The sequence below is a fragment of the Sphingobacterium sp. UBA7249 genome (assembly GCF_002472835.1).
In the GTDB taxonomy this organism is placed as follows: Bacteria; Bacteroidota; Bacteroidia; order Sphingobacteriales; family Sphingobacteriaceae; genus Sphingobacterium; species Sphingobacterium prati.
The window spans coordinates 36,150-52,041 of the sequence record NZ_DKST01000012.1 but is presented as its reverse complement, the minus strand read 5'-3'; the positions used below and the strand labels follow the sequence as shown (position 1 = coordinate 52,041).

Annotated in this window: 17 protein-coding genes; 11 read left to right on the top strand and 6 right to left on the bottom strand. The window is 39.1% G+C overall.

The window, feature by feature from the left end; translation table 11 throughout:
* The first annotated feature begins 6 nt into the window (after positions 1 to 6).
* The gene (gene tsaE / locus B4A24_RS08010) at positions 7 to 417 is read left to right on the top strand and encodes a tRNA (adenosine(37)-N6)-threonylcarbamoyltransferase complex ATPase subunit type 1 TsaE (RefSeq protein ID WP_293944223.1); all 411 of its coding nucleotides are present in this window, start codon (positions 7 to 9) and stop codon (positions 415 to 417) included.
* A complete protein-coding gene (locus B4A24_RS08005; protein WP_293944222.1) occupies positions 386 to 1,483 on the top strand; it encodes an ABC transporter ATP-binding protein in 1,098 nt (365 codons plus the stop codon). The genes tsaE and B4A24_RS08005 overlap by 32 nt, the downstream gene beginning before the upstream one ends.
* Here B4A24_RS08005 and B4A24_RS08000 read toward each other — a convergent pair whose 3' ends face one another.
* Together B4A24_RS08000 and B4A24_RS07995 are read right to left on the bottom strand one after the other, a co-directional pair.
* On the bottom strand, positions 1,484 to 2,335 hold the full coding sequence (locus B4A24_RS08000) for an alpha/beta hydrolase (RefSeq protein ID WP_293944221.1): 852 nt from the start codon (positions 2,333 to 2,335) through the stop codon (positions 1,484 to 1,486).
* Positions 2,336 to 2,465: 130 nt separating this feature from the next.
* Positions 2,466 to 3,677 carry an alanine dehydrogenase gene (locus B4A24_RS07995; RefSeq protein WP_293944220.1) on the bottom strand — a complete coding sequence of 404 codons (1,212 nt, stop codon included), beginning with the start codon at positions 3,675 to 3,677 and terminating at the stop codon, positions 2,466 to 2,468.
* A gap of 219 nt (positions 3,678 to 3,896) precedes the next feature.
* Between B4A24_RS07995 and B4A24_RS07990 the strand changes: the two genes are divergently transcribed.
* The 5 genes from B4A24_RS07990 to ytxJ all read left to right on the top strand — a co-directional run bounded on the left by B4A24_RS07990 (position 3,897) and on the right by ytxJ (position 8,371).
* Complete coding sequence (locus B4A24_RS07990; protein ID WP_293944218.1) at positions 3,897 to 5,822, top strand: nucleoside-diphosphate sugar epimerase/dehydratase; 1,926 nt, start codon at positions 3,897 to 3,899, stop codon at positions 5,820 to 5,822.
* Between the two features lie 78 nt (positions 5,823 to 5,900).
* A complete protein-coding gene (locus tag B4A24_RS07985; protein ID WP_293944216.1) occupies positions 5,901 to 6,572 on the top strand; it encodes a tetratricopeptide repeat protein in 672 nt (223 codons plus the stop codon).
* A gap of 89 nt (positions 6,573 to 6,661) precedes the next feature.
* The gene (ribH, locus tag B4A24_RS07980; RefSeq protein ID WP_293944214.1) at positions 6,662 to 7,150 is read left to right on the top strand and encodes a 6,7-dimethyl-8-ribityllumazine synthase; all 489 of its coding nucleotides are present in this window, start codon (positions 6,662 to 6,664) and stop codon (positions 7,148 to 7,150) included.
* Between the two features lie 148 nt (positions 7,151 to 7,298).
* The gene (locus tag B4A24_RS07975; protein ID WP_293944212.1) at positions 7,299 to 8,039 is read left to right on the top strand and encodes a hypothetical protein; all 741 of its coding nucleotides are present in this window, start codon (positions 7,299 to 7,301) and stop codon (positions 8,037 to 8,039) included.
* Positions 8,040 to 8,041: 2 nt separating this feature from the next.
* Positions 8,042 to 8,371, top strand: a complete 330-nt coding sequence (ytxJ, locus tag B4A24_RS07970) for a bacillithiol system redox-active protein YtxJ (RefSeq protein ID WP_293944210.1) — start codon at positions 8,042 to 8,044, stop codon at positions 8,369 to 8,371.
* A gap of 166 nt (positions 8,372 to 8,537) precedes the next feature.
* On the opposite strand, the gene B4A24_RS07965 is transcribed toward ytxJ, so the two are convergent.
* Positions 8,538 to 8,948, bottom strand: coding sequence for an RNA-binding S4 domain-containing protein (locus tag B4A24_RS07965; RefSeq protein WP_293944209.1), 411 nt, complete (start codon positions 8,946 to 8,948; stop codon positions 8,538 to 8,540).
* A gap of 173 nt (positions 8,949 to 9,121) precedes the next feature.
* On the opposite strand from B4A24_RS07965, the gene B4A24_RS07960 reads away from it, so the two are divergent.
* The 4 genes from B4A24_RS07960 to folP are packed head-to-tail and all read left to right on the top strand — an operon-like array spanning position 9,122 to position 11,864.
* Positions 9,122 to 9,940 carry a 2,3,4,5-tetrahydropyridine-2,6-dicarboxylate N-succinyltransferase gene (locus B4A24_RS07960; protein WP_108636324.1) on the top strand — a complete coding sequence of 273 codons (819 nt, stop codon included), beginning with the start codon at positions 9,122 to 9,124 and terminating at the stop codon, positions 9,938 to 9,940.
* A 28-nt stretch (positions 9,941 to 9,968) separates the two neighbouring features.
* Positions 9,969 to 10,547, top strand: coding sequence for an L-threonylcarbamoyladenylate synthase (locus B4A24_RS07955; RefSeq protein WP_293944208.1), 579 nt, complete (start codon positions 9,969 to 9,971; stop codon positions 10,545 to 10,547).
* Position 10,548: 1 nt separating this feature from the next.
* Positions 10,549 to 11,028, top strand: a complete 480-nt coding sequence (locus tag B4A24_RS07950) for a DUF4920 domain-containing protein (protein WP_293944207.1) — start codon at positions 10,549 to 10,551, stop codon at positions 11,026 to 11,028.
* The gene (gene folP / locus B4A24_RS07945) at positions 11,025 to 11,864 is read left to right on the top strand and encodes a dihydropteroate synthase (RefSeq protein WP_293944206.1); all 840 of its coding nucleotides are present in this window, start codon (positions 11,025 to 11,027) and stop codon (positions 11,862 to 11,864) included. Before B4A24_RS07950 ends, folP begins: the two co-directional genes overlap by 4 nt.
* Positions 11,865 to 11,912: 48 nt before the next feature.
* On the opposite strand, the gene B4A24_RS07940 is transcribed toward folP, so the two are convergent.
* The 3 genes from B4A24_RS07940 to B4A24_RS07930 all read right to left on the bottom strand — a co-directional run bounded on the left by B4A24_RS07940 (position 11,913) and on the right by B4A24_RS07930 (position 15,889).
* A complete protein-coding gene (locus B4A24_RS07940; RefSeq protein WP_293944205.1) occupies positions 11,913 to 12,935 on the bottom strand; it encodes a cytochrome-c peroxidase in 1,023 nt (340 codons plus the stop codon).
* A gap of 91 nt (positions 12,936 to 13,026) precedes the next feature.
* Positions 13,027 to 13,878 (bottom strand): MbnP family protein, encoded by an 852-nt coding sequence (locus B4A24_RS07935; protein ID WP_293944204.1) that lies wholly within the window; start codon positions 13,876 to 13,878, stop codon positions 13,027 to 13,029.
* 22 nt (positions 13,879 to 13,900) lie between these two features.
* Complete coding sequence (locus B4A24_RS07930; protein WP_293944203.1) at positions 13,901 to 15,889, bottom strand: TonB-dependent receptor plug domain-containing protein; 1,989 nt, start codon at positions 15,887 to 15,889, stop codon at positions 13,901 to 13,903.
* Positions 15,890 to 15,892: the final 3 nt, after the last annotated feature.

The following is a 15,892-nucleotide window of genomic DNA, read 5'->3' as shown; positions in this document are numbered from 1 at the left end:
TGCAACATGGAAATTATCGTAAATACAACGGCAGATCTTTCTGTTGCGGCCCATACTCTCTTGAATAGGTTTCCAAAGGATCGTATTTTTCTACTATATGGCCCAATGGGCGCAGGAAAAACAACTTTTATAAAATACTTATGTGAACAACTGGGCGTAAAAGATAGTACGTCAAGTCCTACCTTTTCCATTGTCAATGAATATGACTCCGACAATGGAACACTCTATCATTTTGATTTTTACCGCATTAAAGATGAACAGGAAGCATTCGATTTTGGCTACGAGGAATATTTCTATTCAGGAGCATATTGCTTCATCGAATGGCCCGAGAAAATTCCAAATTTATTGCCTGAAGAAGCAAAGGAAATACAGATCAGCATCATAGATGCGCATACTCGTAAAATATCTATCCATTAATCTACCCATATCACAGTCCATTATGGCTAATCCATCGTCTTGTCAATATATTCCATCCGATACTCATGTACCAGGGCTAGCAGCGATCCACGCTGAACATTTAAGTTTTTCCTTTCATGAAAACAATGTACAGTTTGCCGTTGAAAACGCTTCCTTTGATATCGAAAATGGAAGGATAACCGCTATTATTGGCGAGTCAGGAAGTGGTAAAAGTACGCTACTCAGATTAATCTATGGACTTTTGGAACCTACAGCTGGCGCAGTGCGGTACAAAGGTTGGCGGGTTCCCACACGTAAAGACAAATTAATACCTGGGCACGATGCCATGAAACTTGTTTCTCAAGGATTCGATGATCTAAACACCTATGCTAATGTATGGGATAACGTGGCTTCACAATTACCGAATACGGATATTAAACGTAAACAGGATAAAACAGCAGAGATTTTACAACGCTTGCGGATAGACCATTTGGCAAAAAAAAGAGTCGCTGATATTAGTGGCGGCGAAAAACAACGCGTAGCTATCTGCCGTGCATTGATCAATGAACCTGAAGTATTGTTAATGGATGAACCTTTTAACCAAGTTGACGCATCTTTCCGAGATACACTACAACAAGATATAAAAGACATTGTCAAAGAAACAGGTCTTACGATAATTCTGGTGTCACATGATCCCACCGAAGTACTCGCCCTGGCCGATAATCTTATTGTCATGAAGTCGGGCAAAATATTGGATCAAAACAACCCCCATTTGCTATATAGCCGACCATCACATCCTTATACGGCCCAACTACTGGCAAAAAGTAATATTTTACGTCCCGAGCAAGCACAAAATTTAGGCATAACAAGTGACAAATCTATTGCTATCCATCAAGAATGGATTTCTATTACGTCCGCGGAAAAATCACCTTTTTTTGTAAAGGACACTAAATTCAGAGGTTTTTATTATGAGATCGTTATTTCCAATAATGAGATTGACCTGCATTGCACGACCATCTCACAGTTAATCCCCCAAAAAAATCAAGCTGTTGATTTAACAATTTCCAATTGGATCCCTTTCGATTGATTAATTTAAAGTAGACATCCAGGATAGAAAGGCATCAAACCACTTTTTGTCCGAAGTCTTATTAATTAACCCAAAACCATGTCCTCCTTTCTCAAAGACATACAGCGTATTGAGGACTTTGACTTTATCCAGTGCAGCCATCATTCTGTAACTATTTTCAATTGGGACAGCCGTATCATCTTTGGCATGTACAAAGAAAACAGGACATACCTCAGGTGATACCTGTTGCTCTGAAGAAAATAATTGAACGAGCTCATCTGATGGACTTTCTCCAATAAGATTATTTTTTGATCCTTTATGCGTCACATCATTCTGCATAGATATGACCGGATATATCAATCCTGCAAAGTCTGGTCTCAGGGATATGTGAGTGGGATTTGGGATATAATCCTTCTTAAATTTGGTAATTAAGGTTGATGCCAGGTGACCGCCCGCGGAAAAACCGATAACACCTACTTTCTTAATCTGAGGATTAAGCGTTCGTATCAGTTGAACTGCCTGTTGGGCGTCTTGAAGCGGTCCGATGCTCTTATCCCGCATAATATTAGGCGAGGGCAATCTATATTGCAATACATAAGCCGAATATCCATTGCTCACCAGTTCCTTAGCAACTGCATGCCCCTCATGATCCATTGCAATATGTGAGTATCCGCCACCCGGAATAACCAGCACGCCAATATTTTTAGCTATATTTTCGTCCGGAGTATAAACAAATAATTTGGGCATATTCTTTTCCAAGAAAGCCCGGCTTTTGTCAGTGGCATTTGGAATAGTATCTTGGTAAAGATTGATAACTTCTTGCGCCTTTACAAGCGAAATCAAAGAACATAAGATCATAAGAATTTTTTTCATCTGTATTTATAGTTATTTAGGTTTCCATCTTTTCTGCCGCCTTTGTTGCCCACCACCATTTTCTATGATCAACCCCTCTAAAACGGCATTAGCTACTTTTTCATCTTGTTCAAGTCTCCGTTACCTTGCCTTATAACGAAGATACGACCAAGAGATCCAAGTCCTTAGCGGTCATATTAAATCGAGAAGCCATATCGGCATTGGTTAGGTTGCCCTGGTATAGGTAGATTGAACTTCGTATGCCTGGGCTTTTCCAAATTGCATTTTTCAATCCACCCAATTCCGCAAAATCCAAGAGGATAGATGTAAAAATATTACTCATCGCATACGTGGCAGTACGCGCGACTCGGGAGGCAATATTAGGAACACAATAGTGAATAACATCAAATTTACGAAAAACAGGTTTATCATGCGAAGTTACTTCCGACGTTTCAAAATTCCCTCCTTGATCTATGCTGACATCAATAACGACTGAATTAGGTTTCATCTTCGACACTGTTTCTTCGGAAATCACACAGGCAGAGCGGCCATTTCTCGCTCTCAGAGCACCTATAACAACATCTGAACTTATCACAGCTTTGTTGAGAATAATAGGTTGAATTACAGAAGTGAACACGCGACTACCGAGATTGTTTTGCAAACGTCTCAGTTTATAAATTGAATTATCAAAAACCTTTACCTGTGCACCAAGGGCTAATGCCGTTCGCGCCGCTTGTTCACCCACCGTTCCAGCACCGATGATCACTACTTCTGTCGAAGCCACGCCGGTAACTCCACCTAGCATAAGCCCTTTACCACCGAATGCATTACTTAAGTATTCACCCGCGATCAAAGTCGCTGTGGCTCCTACGATTTCGCTCATCGCACGCACGACGGCCAAGCAACCGCCTTCATCTCTTAAGTATTCGTAAGAAATAGCTGTCACCTTTTTATTCATCAATGCCTTTAATACATCTGCATTCATTAAAGAAGGTTGTTGAGATGACAATAACACCTGCCTTTCCTTCATTAATTTAACTTCTGACACGGTAGGACTACCAACTTTAATAATCAAATCAGCTTGATATATTTCTTCTCGTGACGCTACAATGCGGGCACCTTGTTCACTATAATGATGATCTAAGAAATTAGCGCCGGCGCCAGCGCCAGCCTCAATCAGCACTTCATGTCCATTTTCAACCAATAAGGCTACGGCCAAGGGTGTTAAACATATACGCTTCTCCTGAAGTGAAATCTCTTTTGGAATTCCAATAAAAAGACTTTTCGCACTCTTTTTCTTCTCAAACAACATCTCTTTCGTAGAAATCATAGCCTGATTAGCAAGCTTCCCTAACTCATTCATTTTATTAAATTGACTTTAGCTAAAATTACAACAAATAATCAATCTAATCAAACTCAGATAAATTTGCTTCAGCAATCGTAATGAAGTGTTAAAAAATACCGGTATCCACTGCTGCGGTCATCCATTGAGAAATGCTTTTCAATGGAAAGATTATCCAGGTGAAGACGATGGGAATGAAACAAAATTATCTACATTTGTCTAAATTAATTTAGATATACCATGCTTAGTAAAATCAGTATCGTACCCAGATGGATTATTTTTTTATTGGATATTTTCAGTGTTTCAATTGCCTATCTCCTCGCAAACGTTATTTATTACGATTTTAACTTTGGCTTTTTACTAGATATTGATTTCAGCATAAGGTTTATTTTATTTATTAGCGTTTGCTCCCTATCATTTTACTTGTTTAAAATGTACACTGGGATAATTCGTTACACAAGCGCCATTGACTCCATCCGAATATTATCAACTATAATTTTTAGCGTATTCGTGCTTTTGGTCATTAAATTGATTATTCAAGCCAATGAAATTGAACGAAATATTCCAACAGCATTAATCATCTTCTTTGCCCTCTTCTCATTTTTGATATTAACGGTATATCGAACAATTATCAAGATTTTCTTCTTATACACAAAAAAGGTCAACGGTACCAGAAAGAAAACATTGATCTACGGTGCTGGCGACCTCGGTATTGCTGTAAAAAGAACATTAGATCATGATGTACGATCGAAAAATGCGATTATTGGTTTTTTGGATGATAACGACCAAAAGATTAACAAAGTAATTGATGGAACAAAAATTTATTCATCCAAGAAGTTTAATCATCTCATCAATACCCTGAATATTGAGGAAGTCATTATTGCATCACACAATATACCTTCAGAGCGCAAAAATGAAATCACAGATATTGCATTAGAACGTAATGTGAGCATTTTGACACTCCCACCAGTCAAAAAAATCATGAACGGGGATCTCAACCCTAATCAGATCCAGAAAATAAAAATTGAAGATCTATTAGAACGGGATCCAATCAAAATCAATGACGACCATATTCTAAATCAAACAAAAGGTAAAAGAATTCTTGTTACAGGCGCAGCAGGATCAATCGGAAGCGAAATTGCCTCCCAGTTGGGAAAATATGAGCCTCAAATGATTATACTCTGTGATCAGGCGGAATCCCCATTGCACAATTTACAGTTGGATTTGCAGGATGAATTTCCTAATCAAGTATACCATACTTATATCGCTGATATCAGGAGCACCAAAAGAATGCAGTTACTCTTTGAAACATTCAAACCACACTATGTCTATCATGCGGCAGCATATAAACATGTTCCAATGATGGAAAACCATCCATTAGAGGCCGTGCAAACCAATGTCCTGGGCACTAAAAATCTTGCGGATCTAGCGGTGGAATTTCAGGTCGAAAAATTTGTTTTCGTTTCAACGGACAAGGCTGTCAATCCAACAAATATTATGGGCGCTACAAAGCGAATTGCGGAAATCTATGTTCAGTCCCTAAATAATCATTTGGATAGCATCTCGAATGGAAAGGTTAATACAAAATTTATTACCACGCGCTTCGGAAATGTTCTTGGATCTAATGGCTCTGTTATTCCTAGATTTAGAGATCAAATTCAAAAAGGCGGCCCTGTTACAGTAACTCACCCCGAAATTACACGGTATTTTATGACAATTCCCGAAGCTTGTCGGCTTGTTCTTGAGGCAGGAGCCATGGGACAAGGTGGTGAGATATTTGTCTTTGATATGGGTAAATCGGTAAAAATAGTTGAGCTCGCCAAGAAGATGATACGTCTTTCTGGTTTTAAACCAAATGAAGATATAGAAATAAAGTTCACAGGTTTACGACCTGGAGAAAAGCTGTATGAAGAGTTATTAAATGACCTGGAAAACACCCTCCCGACACATCACGAAAAAATTATGATTGCCAAAGTGCGGGAAAATAATTTTAACGTCGTAAGCCTCAAACTAGCGGAATTAAAAGAACGGTTAGCCACTCAAAATAAAAATGAGGTCGTCTACCAGATGAAGCTTATTGTTCCGGAATTTAAAAGTAAAAATTCAATTTACGAACAATTGGACAAGGAAATCGAATTATCAAATACGGCGGAGAAGAAAAGTTAATTCACTTTAAAATTTGCAAAACACTTGCAAATTTGCTCGAAAAGTGTATTTTTGCAATCCATATTTTACTGATTAGTAATGTCTAAAAATACAAATAATACAAATCAAGGTTTGAAACCTTCAAAAGGATCTTTTTTTCAAGATAACCAAAAAAGCGTTGCGTTTATTTTAGGTGGTATCGTTGTATTGATTTTGCTGTACTTTGGATACGAGAAGCTTTACTTGCAACCAAGGGCAGAAGAAGCATCAAATCGCATGTATAAAGCCGAACAGCTTGTTACAATTGACTCTTTACAAAATAAAGCAATTATGGGCGATGGAGCATTCCTTGGTTTTAAACAGATCGCAGACGAATATTCGAATACCAAATCTGCAAACATTGCAAATGCATACCTAGGAGGCCTTTACCTACGTCAGGGTAAATATGATGACGCCGTAAAAGCATTGGAAAAATACTCACCTACAGGAAGCCAGATTTTAGACCCATTGGTTATTGGTTTGACCGGTGATGCCTATTCAGAGCTAAAAGATTACAAAAAAGCTGCTGATTATTACAAACAAGCTTCTGAGAAATCAAGCAATTCATATACAACTCCGCTATTCCTAAAAAAATTAGGCCTTGTTTATGAAGCACAAAACGACTATAAGAGTGCTGAAACAGCATATAAAAAAATCAAGACTGATTTTCCTGAAAGCCAAGAGGCATCTACTATCGATGGCCTATTGGGTAGGGTGCAAGCACATTTATAAGAGCTATAGCTCTTATAAAGACAAAAAAAGAGGTTATTTTATAGCCTCTTTTTTTGTGACCATCTAAAATCACTATCTTTACAGCCATTATGGCAAGTAGCATTAAAAATTTATCAGACTTTTCGCATATCCAAGTTGCGGATGCGAGTCCATTCAAATTTGCAATTGTAGTAGCGCAGTGGAATGCAGAAATTACTGGTGCGTTATTGAATGGTGCATTATCAGGTTTAGAAAAGCATGGTGCAAGTGAGAACAATATCGAAGTCATTGAGGTCCCTGGGAGCTTCGAGTTGACTTCTGGAGCAGATCTGGCATTGAGAAATCAAAGCTTTGATGCTGTCATCTGTTTAGGCTGTGTCATTCAAGGGGAGACCCGACATTTTGATTTTATTTGTCATGCGGTTGCGAATGGCGTGTCAAATGTAGGGCTAAAATATAATAAGCCCGTTATTTTCGGCGTATTGACAACAGACAACCTCCAACAAGCCTTGGATCGCGCAGGTGGTAAACATGGTAATAAAGGAGAAGAAGCTGCTATCACGGCAATACAAATGGCTGCTATTGCTAAAAAATTCTAGTTTGGTATCAATTTTGTCTAGTATTTAATCATGAAAAAGTATTCTGGGCCAAAACATAAAAAAGCACAAGTACTTTTATTTTAAATAAATCGATTAATAAAGTATGGTAATATCTTATTAATCGATTTTTTATTTTTTAGATATGATTATGAAAAAGTTATCGAGTATACTCTTAGTACTTATATTATCGCTACTTAATCATGGGCGCATATTTGCCCAAGATGATAGCTTAAACAAAGAAATCTGGCGTAGTATTGGTGGCCAAGACAAATGGAACTCTTTGCAATATCTAGCTTTTTCTGCAAAGGGAAATAATGTATCAGAGGAATTGTCGAACGAGGAACGTAAATTCCTTTTTAACCGTAGCACAGGAGAATGTAGATTCGATGGTTATAGTGAAACCGATCAAGTGACTTATTTATTCAATTTTAAAGGGAATGGTACAGATAAGCTCTTTATCGGGGGTAAGGTTGCAACTGATGGTCAAGAAATAAAGAAATCTATAAAAACCCAACTTTTTGTCGATCTCAATCTGCTTCTGTTACCAACGCTCATTGAGCAGAAAAGTATCCAACTTAAAAACCAGGACGAACAGTTTATTGGTGGACAAAAATTAACGGTAGCAAGCATAACCTCTTCAGGTCCAGTCCTTGGCACAAAGCTAGATGGTTTACTTTATATTGATCAGAATACAGGCGAGATCATACGTTACGATTACACTGACAAAACAGAAAAAATCAGTTACGAGGTAAGCAAATACAAGGAGATCGGTGACGGAATACGGTTGCCTAGTGTGTTTAACTCAACAAATAACGCTAAGAAATCCTGTGTATTCTCTTCCATCTCGTCTTTTGTGCAAGTGGAGCAAAAAAAATTTAAAGAATTATAGTTATGATCAATTGGATAGAATTAAATACGGAAGAACAATTACAGGAACTTTATCAATCGGATAAGGTCGCAGCTATATTCAAACACAGTACAACCTGTGGTATCAGCAACATGGCCAAACGCAGCTTAGAACGTATGGCTAACACATCCGATCAGGACTATTCAATTTATCTTTTAGACCTGTTGCGCTACCGGGCGCTTTCTAATGAAATCGCACAACGGTGGAATATCGAACATCAGTCACCCCAGATCCTTATTATTGAAGGTAAAAATAGCCTTTATGACGCGTCACATGGAGATATTCAATTTGACGAAATCGAAAAATACCTATAATTATTTGATTTTAAATATTTTATATTTACCATAAGTACTCAATAAGATTATCCCAAGTGATCATTCCATTGGATTTTTTCTTTAATCCGTTCGGATTTTTAGCAATGATGACTTGGGATTCTCCAACTACTTTTACAGTATTCTGCCGAGTTATATGCTTCTTGACTTAGTCATCATCTTTGTCCCACCAGTCGGAAGCCTGTAAATCATCTATTTCACGGCGATCTTTCTTCGTAGGACGTCCTGTTCCGCGGTCACGCTTAAGTACGGGTGCCTGAAATACCGATTTGTAGCCCACAGTCTCTTCTACTGGGGTTTGATCTTCATAAAACTGAACAGCAGTTTTTGCATCAACCCGACGTTCGAGAAGAGCGATTACTTTAACGACTTTCTTTTCTATTCCTTTTTGGATATGATAGACGTCACCGACCTTAACTTCATAAGAAGGTTTAATATTTTGACCATTCAACTTGACCCGCCCCGCCTTACACGCTTCGGTTGCCAAAGTTCGCGTCTTAAACAATCTTATCGACCATAAATATTTATCAATTCTTAATTTTTCTGATGCTGCAGCCATAATGCAAAAATAGTTATATTAGCAAATTATCGTGGTATTCCCATCGAAAATTAACATATTTCCCTTATGAATATTTTCTTCATGGGGGAGAGATCGATAAAGTTGCTTTTAAAAGCAACTTTATCTAAGTTTGTACATCAAAATAAACAAATTCAAATAAGCAAACAAATAATATGGTAGAGCCGCTTAAAAAATTGATTGAGGAAGCTTGGGAAGATAGACAATTATTGGAGTATAAAGAATATACAGAAGCAATTCGTACAGTGATCATGAAGCTAGACAGTGGGGAAATCCGCGTAGCAGAAATGATCGGAACGAGATGGCATGTAAATGATTGGATCAAGAAAGCTGTGATCTTGTATTTCCCGATCAATGATATGCGTGAAATGACAGCTGGTCCTTTTGTATTCCACGATAAAATGAAATTAAAAACGGATTACAAACACACGGGAGTACGTGTTGTTCCTGGCGCTTCCGCCCGTCTGGGTGCGTATTTGGCCAAAGGAGTAATCATGATGCCATCTTACGTCAATATCGGCGCTTATGTCGATGAAGGTACAATGGTAGATACTTGGGCTACAGTTGGATCTTGTGCTCAAATCGGCAAACATGTACACTTAAGTGGCGGTGTAGGCATCGGTGGTGTACTTGAGCCTGTTCAAGCAGCTCCTGTTATCATCGAGGACAATGTATTTATTGGATCAAGAGCAATCGTCGTTGAAGGAATCCGTGTAGAAAAAGAAGCTGTATTAGGTGCCAATGTCGTATTGACCGCATCTACAAAAATTATTGATGTCACTGGACCTGAGCCGGTAGAATACAAAGGTTATGTACCTGCCCGTTCGGTTGTCATCCCTGGATCTTATACCAAAAAATTTGCAGCGGGTGAATATCAAGTTCCTTGCGCATTGATCATTGGCCAACGTAAAGAATCTACTGATAAGAAAACTTCACTAAATGATGCTTTGCGTGAGCATAATGTAGCTGTCTAAATTCAAGTCAGAACTAAAGAAATTAAAAATGAGCGCATTCGTGGATCGTGAAGATTTGAACAAGGCGTTGGAAACGCTGAAAGCAGGTGGATTAATCTTATACCCGACAGATACGATCTGGGGGATAGGCTGTGATGCCACTAATCCAGAAGCTGTAGAGAAAGTCTTTCAATTGAAGGGAAGAGATAAGTCCAAGAGTCTGATCGTCCTTTTACATAATGACAACCAATTGGCAAGTTATGTGAACGAAATCCCGGACGTTGCTTATCAGCTTATTGAATATACGGACAATCCGCTGACAATTGTCTATTCGAATGCCAAAAATCTGGCCCCCAATGCCATCGCAGAGGACGGTTCGATTGGCATTCGAATTGTCAAACATCCTTTTTGCGAACAACTTCTACAACGCTTCCGTAAGCCTATTATCTCCACTTCAGCAAATATCAGTGGTGGGCCAACAGCGAAAGATTTTGACGAAATCGCTGAAGAGATCAAGGCAGGTGTAGACTATATTGTCGCTTACGATAGACATGTAACAACCGATGGTAAATCGTCTACCATCATGAAACTAGATCCGAGCGGTAAATTTGAATTTATTCGAAAGTAATATGAAAAAGGTTATTTTATTTTTTGCACTGGCTTTTGCCGTAAGTGCCCAATTATATGCCCAGAAAAAGGAAATTGCTTCCGCAAAACCAGGTGTAGGGTATGGAAAGGAAATTCAGGCAAATAAGGCGATTTCTGTTGCTAAACTGGAAAAAGAGCTAAGTAACAAAAATACTTTCACTGGCAAAATTGAGGGTAAGGTTGTTGAAGTTTGTAAGAAGAAAGGCTGTTTCATGACCTTAGCGCGCGATGGGGAAGAGCCTATTATGGTACGTTTTAAAGATTACGGATTCTTTATGCCTGCTGATATCATCGGTAAAACAGTCGTTGTCGAAGGTGTAGCCAAGAAGAAAGAAACCTCAGTGGCAACACTGCAACATGCCGCAAAAGATCTCGGTAAATCTCCATCCGAAATAAATCAGATTACTCAGCCAAAAAACGACATTAATATTGTTGCTGACGGCGTACTTGTGGTCAGATGAAAAAATTTCAGACAGCAACTGCCCCATCCATCAATGTAGGTGGCAAACTAATAACATTTGAGAAACCTATTGTAATGGGTATACTCAATGTTACCCCTGACTCCTTCTATGACGGAGGGGATAATACCACTGTGGAGAAAGCCCGGGAAAAAGCACGAAATCTGATACAGGCCGGCGCTCAAATACTCGATATAGGAGCCTATTCTTCACGTCCGGGAGCTCCATTAATCTCTTCTCAGGAAGAAATGGACAGAGCACTTCCACCTATCCTGGCAATCAGAGAAGCCTTTCCAGAAGCCATCTTATCCATAGACACTTTTCGGGCAGATGTCGCTGCCGAAGCTATTGACGCTGGTGTACATATCATCAATGATGTCTCGGGAGGTACACTTGATGAGGAAATGTTTGCTACAGTAGCCAAATACCAAGTACCCTATATCCTCATGCACATGCGTGGTACTCCCGAAAATATGCAGAAGCAAACGGAGTATACCGATATTGTGACCGATGTTGCTACCTTTCTAGGGGAAAGTGTAGCAAAGTTAAGGGATTTGGGGGTAAAGGACATTATCCTAGATCCCGGGTTCGGCTTTGCGAAAACGATCGACCAAAATTATGAATTACTATACCGCGTCAATGAGCTCCACTATTTTGGTCTTCCAATTTTAGGCGGCATATCACGTAAATCCATGATTTATAAAAAATTGGGTATTACAGCACAGGATGCCCTCAATGGTACAACGGCATTAAACACCTTACTTTTGGAAAGAGGTGTACAGATACTTCGTGTCCATGATGTCGCAGCAGCTAAACAGCTTGTTGATCTTTTCTATTAGAGAAGTGTGCATACTATTTGTATAAACATCGTTCCGGGTATGTCGTATTTACTTGCCAATAAATGTTGGATCACTTAATGTTTCTATAAAAGCAATAATAGCTAATTTTTCCTGTTCCGCTAATGGAATGCGATTGCCATTTTCCTTTAGGATAGGATCAAGATTTTCTGCATCAAGTACGCCTTTATCGAAATAATCCAAAACGGATCTCAAGGTTGGGAATTGACCAAAACTTCCGTAAGGCGCTGTATAGACCGCATTTCTTAGGGAGGGAACACGAAAAGCCATTTGATCAGCTTGCCGTCCGGTGACCCGGCCCCGTCCTGCTTCTTCAGGATTTGGATTCATTGGGAAGCCCACATTTCTAAAGCTCTGATCAGTAAAAAGCTCCGTACCATGACAACTTGCACACTTTAGCTTAAACAGCGTATACCCCCGTTCTTCGGTCTCTGTAAACTTGCCCCCCTCGTTTCTTCTTACTTTGTCATACTTGCTATTCGCCGACACCAATGTGTATTCATATTGTACAAGACTTTTATAAATTCGATCAGGTGTTATGCCACCCTCACCGAATGCTTTTTGAAATAAATCTTTGTAATCGGAATCGTCGCCAATCTTACGGATAACCTCTAATATAGAAGAATTCATTTCTTCATGCGTGATGATGGGAACCAATGGTTGCTTTTCCAGCTCAAGAATATTACCGTCCCAATTATAGAATTTCATAAAAGCCAAATTCTGTAAAGGGGGTGTATTCCGCAGTCCAACCTGCCCCTCAATACCTATTGCCTGCATCTTTCCATCAGAAAAAGCCAGGGAAGGATTATGACAACTTGCACATGAAATCGTGTTATTACCACTGAATCTTTTTTCATTGAATAGTTTCTCACCTAATTCCACACCATATTTCGTAGGTCTATTATCTTTTACAGTAGTATTCAGTGCGGGAAAATCTGTAGGTATAAAAAAAGGAATTTCGGGATTGCTATCGTTATCCAACACAAAACTATCCTCTTTGCTACAGGATAAGATAATCAACAAGGTAAACAAAATCCCAATTACGGTTTTCATCTGCATGTCTATTTATTGTAAAATCATCATGGATAGGCTATGTCGTCATGTATACGCTTGCCCTCCATGATGATCAATTGTATAATTTATTTTAGTTTTCGACCTTTTCAATAGAGAACATTCCTGCTCTATCTCCGTTATCTTCTCCGCCAAGATTATTGACATATTCTACCATGACCTCCATACCTTCATGTTGTTGTGGTGCTGTCGCATATTTTGCATTGATGCTGATCTTATTTTTCCCACTAAATAACTTATCAAAATCTGCCTTAATCGTAATTTCGGGTTTGTTACCACCGACAACAAGCCTTGTATCTAAATCCAATGTAATATCACGATAAGCATCTACTCCCTGCACGTAGGTATCTGGCTGTCCAGACTTTCCATTTAAAGTACTGCCGGTATGAATCGTGAATTTTTTATGATCGTTTTCATAAAAACCCTCCATTTTAGCAAAACGATAACCAGTCGCCCATTGCCACATCATCTCCGTATCATTGGCTTCAGCAGTCGCATAAAATACAGGAAATCTAAACTGATCCAATGTGTTTAATCCCGGCTTTATACCAAGTCCAAATTTTATCTGCTTGTATTCCCCTACGGGTATGTCTGCCAACATGTAATCCAAACTTGAAAGTTTTGCCTGATTAACCACTGTAGCTCCCTTGTCCAAATCATTTACATTATAAGGAATTTCAGACCCATCGGCTTTCACAAGTCTGATATTGCTAATCACGTACTTTAACTCCGAAAATTGATGCACTTGGCCGTCAGCCGATGTATTCGTCGTCGCTACTGGGGAATCTAAGCCCCCCAGCACGATTGTCGTATTTTTAAAAGTATTGTTGAAATGTAAATTAACACTGTTTGCGACATCTTCATTTTTACTACAAGAGATCATGACCAAAGAAATCATTAGGAGTTTAATTGCATTTTTTTTCATGTTATTCTAAGTTTTAAGTTATTTAAAAATTGACTTTTAAGGATGTAAAAATATTCCGTCCCATCCGGGGTATATTTCCCCAATCCGCATAGGTACTATAATATTCATTCAACAGGTTCTCCGCACCAATCTGAAAGACAGATTTGAGCTTACCAAGATTGAAACTGTAATCGGCCGATAGATTCCATATTTTGTATGCGCCAGTTAGATCTTCACCGTACATGGGGCTGTAGTTGGTCTGTGCAAAATCTCCGTTTAAGGAGGTCCGCAAGCCGAGTTTTTTATACCCATAATGCAGCGAAGTCTGATAACTCAACGGACGTATAAAAGGTAGATTCCCGCCTTCATCATCCTTTCCTCTTGCATAGGTAAGCACGACTTTCCAATGCAGGTTATCCAGGATTTTATAATCTACATTAATAGCTGTATTAAACAGTGTAGCCTTATTTAAAGAAGTATAACCTTTTACACCGACGGATTGATAATTCATAGGGCTTCCTAAACTCAAAATCTGCCCGATGATATAATTGTTGATGTAGAAATAGTTAACTTTTGCAGCAATACTTAGCTTCTCAGTCTTGAATCCAACGCTGGCGTTGCCTTCATAAGAAATCTCATTCTTTAGATCGGGGTTCCCGATATAATCATAACGATCAAAGCTATTGTAGATATAATAGCCATAGGCTTCGGAAACAGAAGGCGCGCGATGGCCAAAACCTGTTCCTAACGAAATATCAAACTGATTTAAGTTTAACTCGTAGCTGGCATGTAGACTCGGAAGCCATCTATTCTTTTTTTGTGGTGCTCCGGGATGAAAAATCCAGTTAAATTCCACGTATTTGGAGTAGTTATAGTTCCAGCCTAACGAACCACCAAGATTCACTTTACTTCTTTCTGAAATTTCCCAGGAATTATTCATTGCCATACTTGCAAAACGGGTTGTTACCCAAGGCCAGCTATAAGCAAACATGGTCTGTTTGGAACGATCTTGGGGGTACATTCGCATTTCCGCTATCGAAAGATTATCGTAGGCATTGAATTGTACCTCCGAAGAATATCGGTCTTTCTTTAAATTTATTTTTGACACCAATCCATACGTCGTACTCCATCCGGGCATATCCATGTGTACCAAATTCTCCGGTCGTGTCGTATCATCCATATAGTGCTCCACAGCGTTGAAATAAACTTTGGTATCCCATACTTTAACCAGCCCTTGCTCAAACAATTGTTTATAGGATGCAGATGTGATAATCGCCCGCGATAACCAAAGATCCATGGGCAAAGCTGGGAAACCCACATCTTTTGCACGGTCAAATATTGCATCTACCCTGATCGCAGAAAGTGGACTTGTCTTATAGGCCAGGCCCAATGATGCATTCAGTTTATTATATTGTGAGTGCAGTACTTCCTTGTTGTTTCCGTCATAATAATTACCTGCTTTACGAAAGGCAATGCTACCGTCAGCCACAAAGTTGTCTGTCGAATAGAACAGATTTCCAAGATTAAATGCTTGCTTATTGTTAAACTCGAAACCCGTCTGATACGCACCACCTACTTTTTGCTGCAGACCAAAGGGAGTACTTCTCCTTTTTAGATCTATACTTCCAGCCACTGTGGCTCCATGCATACTCCCCTCCTGTCCTGACTTAATATCAACCGAAGACAGGTTATTGCTCTCCACATACGAAGTAATGGGATCCATCTTATCCGTACAAGCGCCAAAAATATGCATACCTTCGATTGTGATTGTAGAACGCTCTGTACTCATGTTGTTCAGTAACGGTTCCCATGCATAGGCTCCACGCTTAATAAAACTGATATTGTCTGATGAAGCCAAAAACTCATCGACTGAGACAGCCATTTTCATATCGCTTTCGACCTTTCGTTTGATCGTAGCGTCAACCTTGACTTCCCCCAAACGTCTCGTTGTATCTCTTTTTACCGGAGCAATTTGTCCATTAACATCCAATCCAAGCGCAAGAACAAAGAGTACAATACTTAATTTCTTCATAAC

Coding starts and splice junctions, on each gene's coding strand:
- tsaE (WP_293944223.1), top strand. CDS start 7: ATGGAAATTATCGTAAATACAACGGCAGATCTTTCTGTTGCGGCCCAT.
- B4A24_RS08005 (WP_293944222.1), top strand. CDS start 386: ATGCGCATACTCGTAAAATATCTATCCATTAATCTACCCATATCACAG.
- B4A24_RS08000 (WP_293944221.1), bottom strand. CDS start 2,335: ATGAAAAAAATTCTTATGATCTTATGTTCTTTGATTTCGCTTGTAAAG.
- B4A24_RS07995 (WP_293944220.1), bottom strand. CDS start 3,677: ATGAATGAGTTAGGGAAGCTTGCTAATCAGGCTATGATTTCTACGAAA.
- B4A24_RS07990 (WP_293944218.1), top strand. CDS start 3,897: ATGCTTAGTAAAATCAGTATCGTACCCAGATGGATTATTTTTTTATTG.
- B4A24_RS07985 (WP_293944216.1), top strand. CDS start 5,901: ATGTCTAAAAATACAAATAATACAAATCAAGGTTTGAAACCTTCAAAA.
- ribH (WP_293944214.1), top strand. CDS start 6,662: ATGGCAAGTAGCATTAAAAATTTATCAGACTTTTCGCATATCCAAGTT.
- B4A24_RS07975 (WP_293944212.1), top strand. CDS start 7,299: ATGAAAAAGTTATCGAGTATACTCTTAGTACTTATATTATCGCTACTT.
- ytxJ (WP_293944210.1), top strand. CDS start 8,042: ATGATCAATTGGATAGAATTAAATACGGAAGAACAATTACAGGAACTT.
- B4A24_RS07965 (WP_293944209.1), bottom strand. CDS start 8,948: ATGGCTGCAGCATCAGAAAAATTAAGAATTGATAAATATTTATGGTCG.
- B4A24_RS07960 (WP_108636324.1), top strand. CDS start 9,122: ATGGTAGAGCCGCTTAAAAAATTGATTGAGGAAGCTTGGGAAGATAGA.
- B4A24_RS07955 (WP_293944208.1), top strand. CDS start 9,969: ATGAGCGCATTCGTGGATCGTGAAGATTTGAACAAGGCGTTGGAAACG.
- B4A24_RS07950 (WP_293944207.1), top strand. CDS start 10,549: ATGAAAAAGGTTATTTTATTTTTTGCACTGGCTTTTGCCGTAAGTGCC.
- folP (WP_293944206.1), top strand. CDS start 11,025: ATGAAAAAATTTCAGACAGCAACTGCCCCATCCATCAATGTAGGTGGC.
- B4A24_RS07940 (WP_293944205.1), bottom strand. CDS start 12,935: ATGAAAACCGTAATTGGGATTTTGTTTACCTTGTTGATTATCTTATCC.
- B4A24_RS07935 (WP_293944204.1), bottom strand. CDS start 13,878: ATGAAAAAAAATGCAATTAAACTCCTAATGATTTCTTTGGTCATGATC.
- B4A24_RS07930 (WP_293944203.1), bottom strand. CDS start 15,889: ATGAAGAAATTAAGTATTGTACTCTTTGTTCTTGCGCTTGGATTGGAT.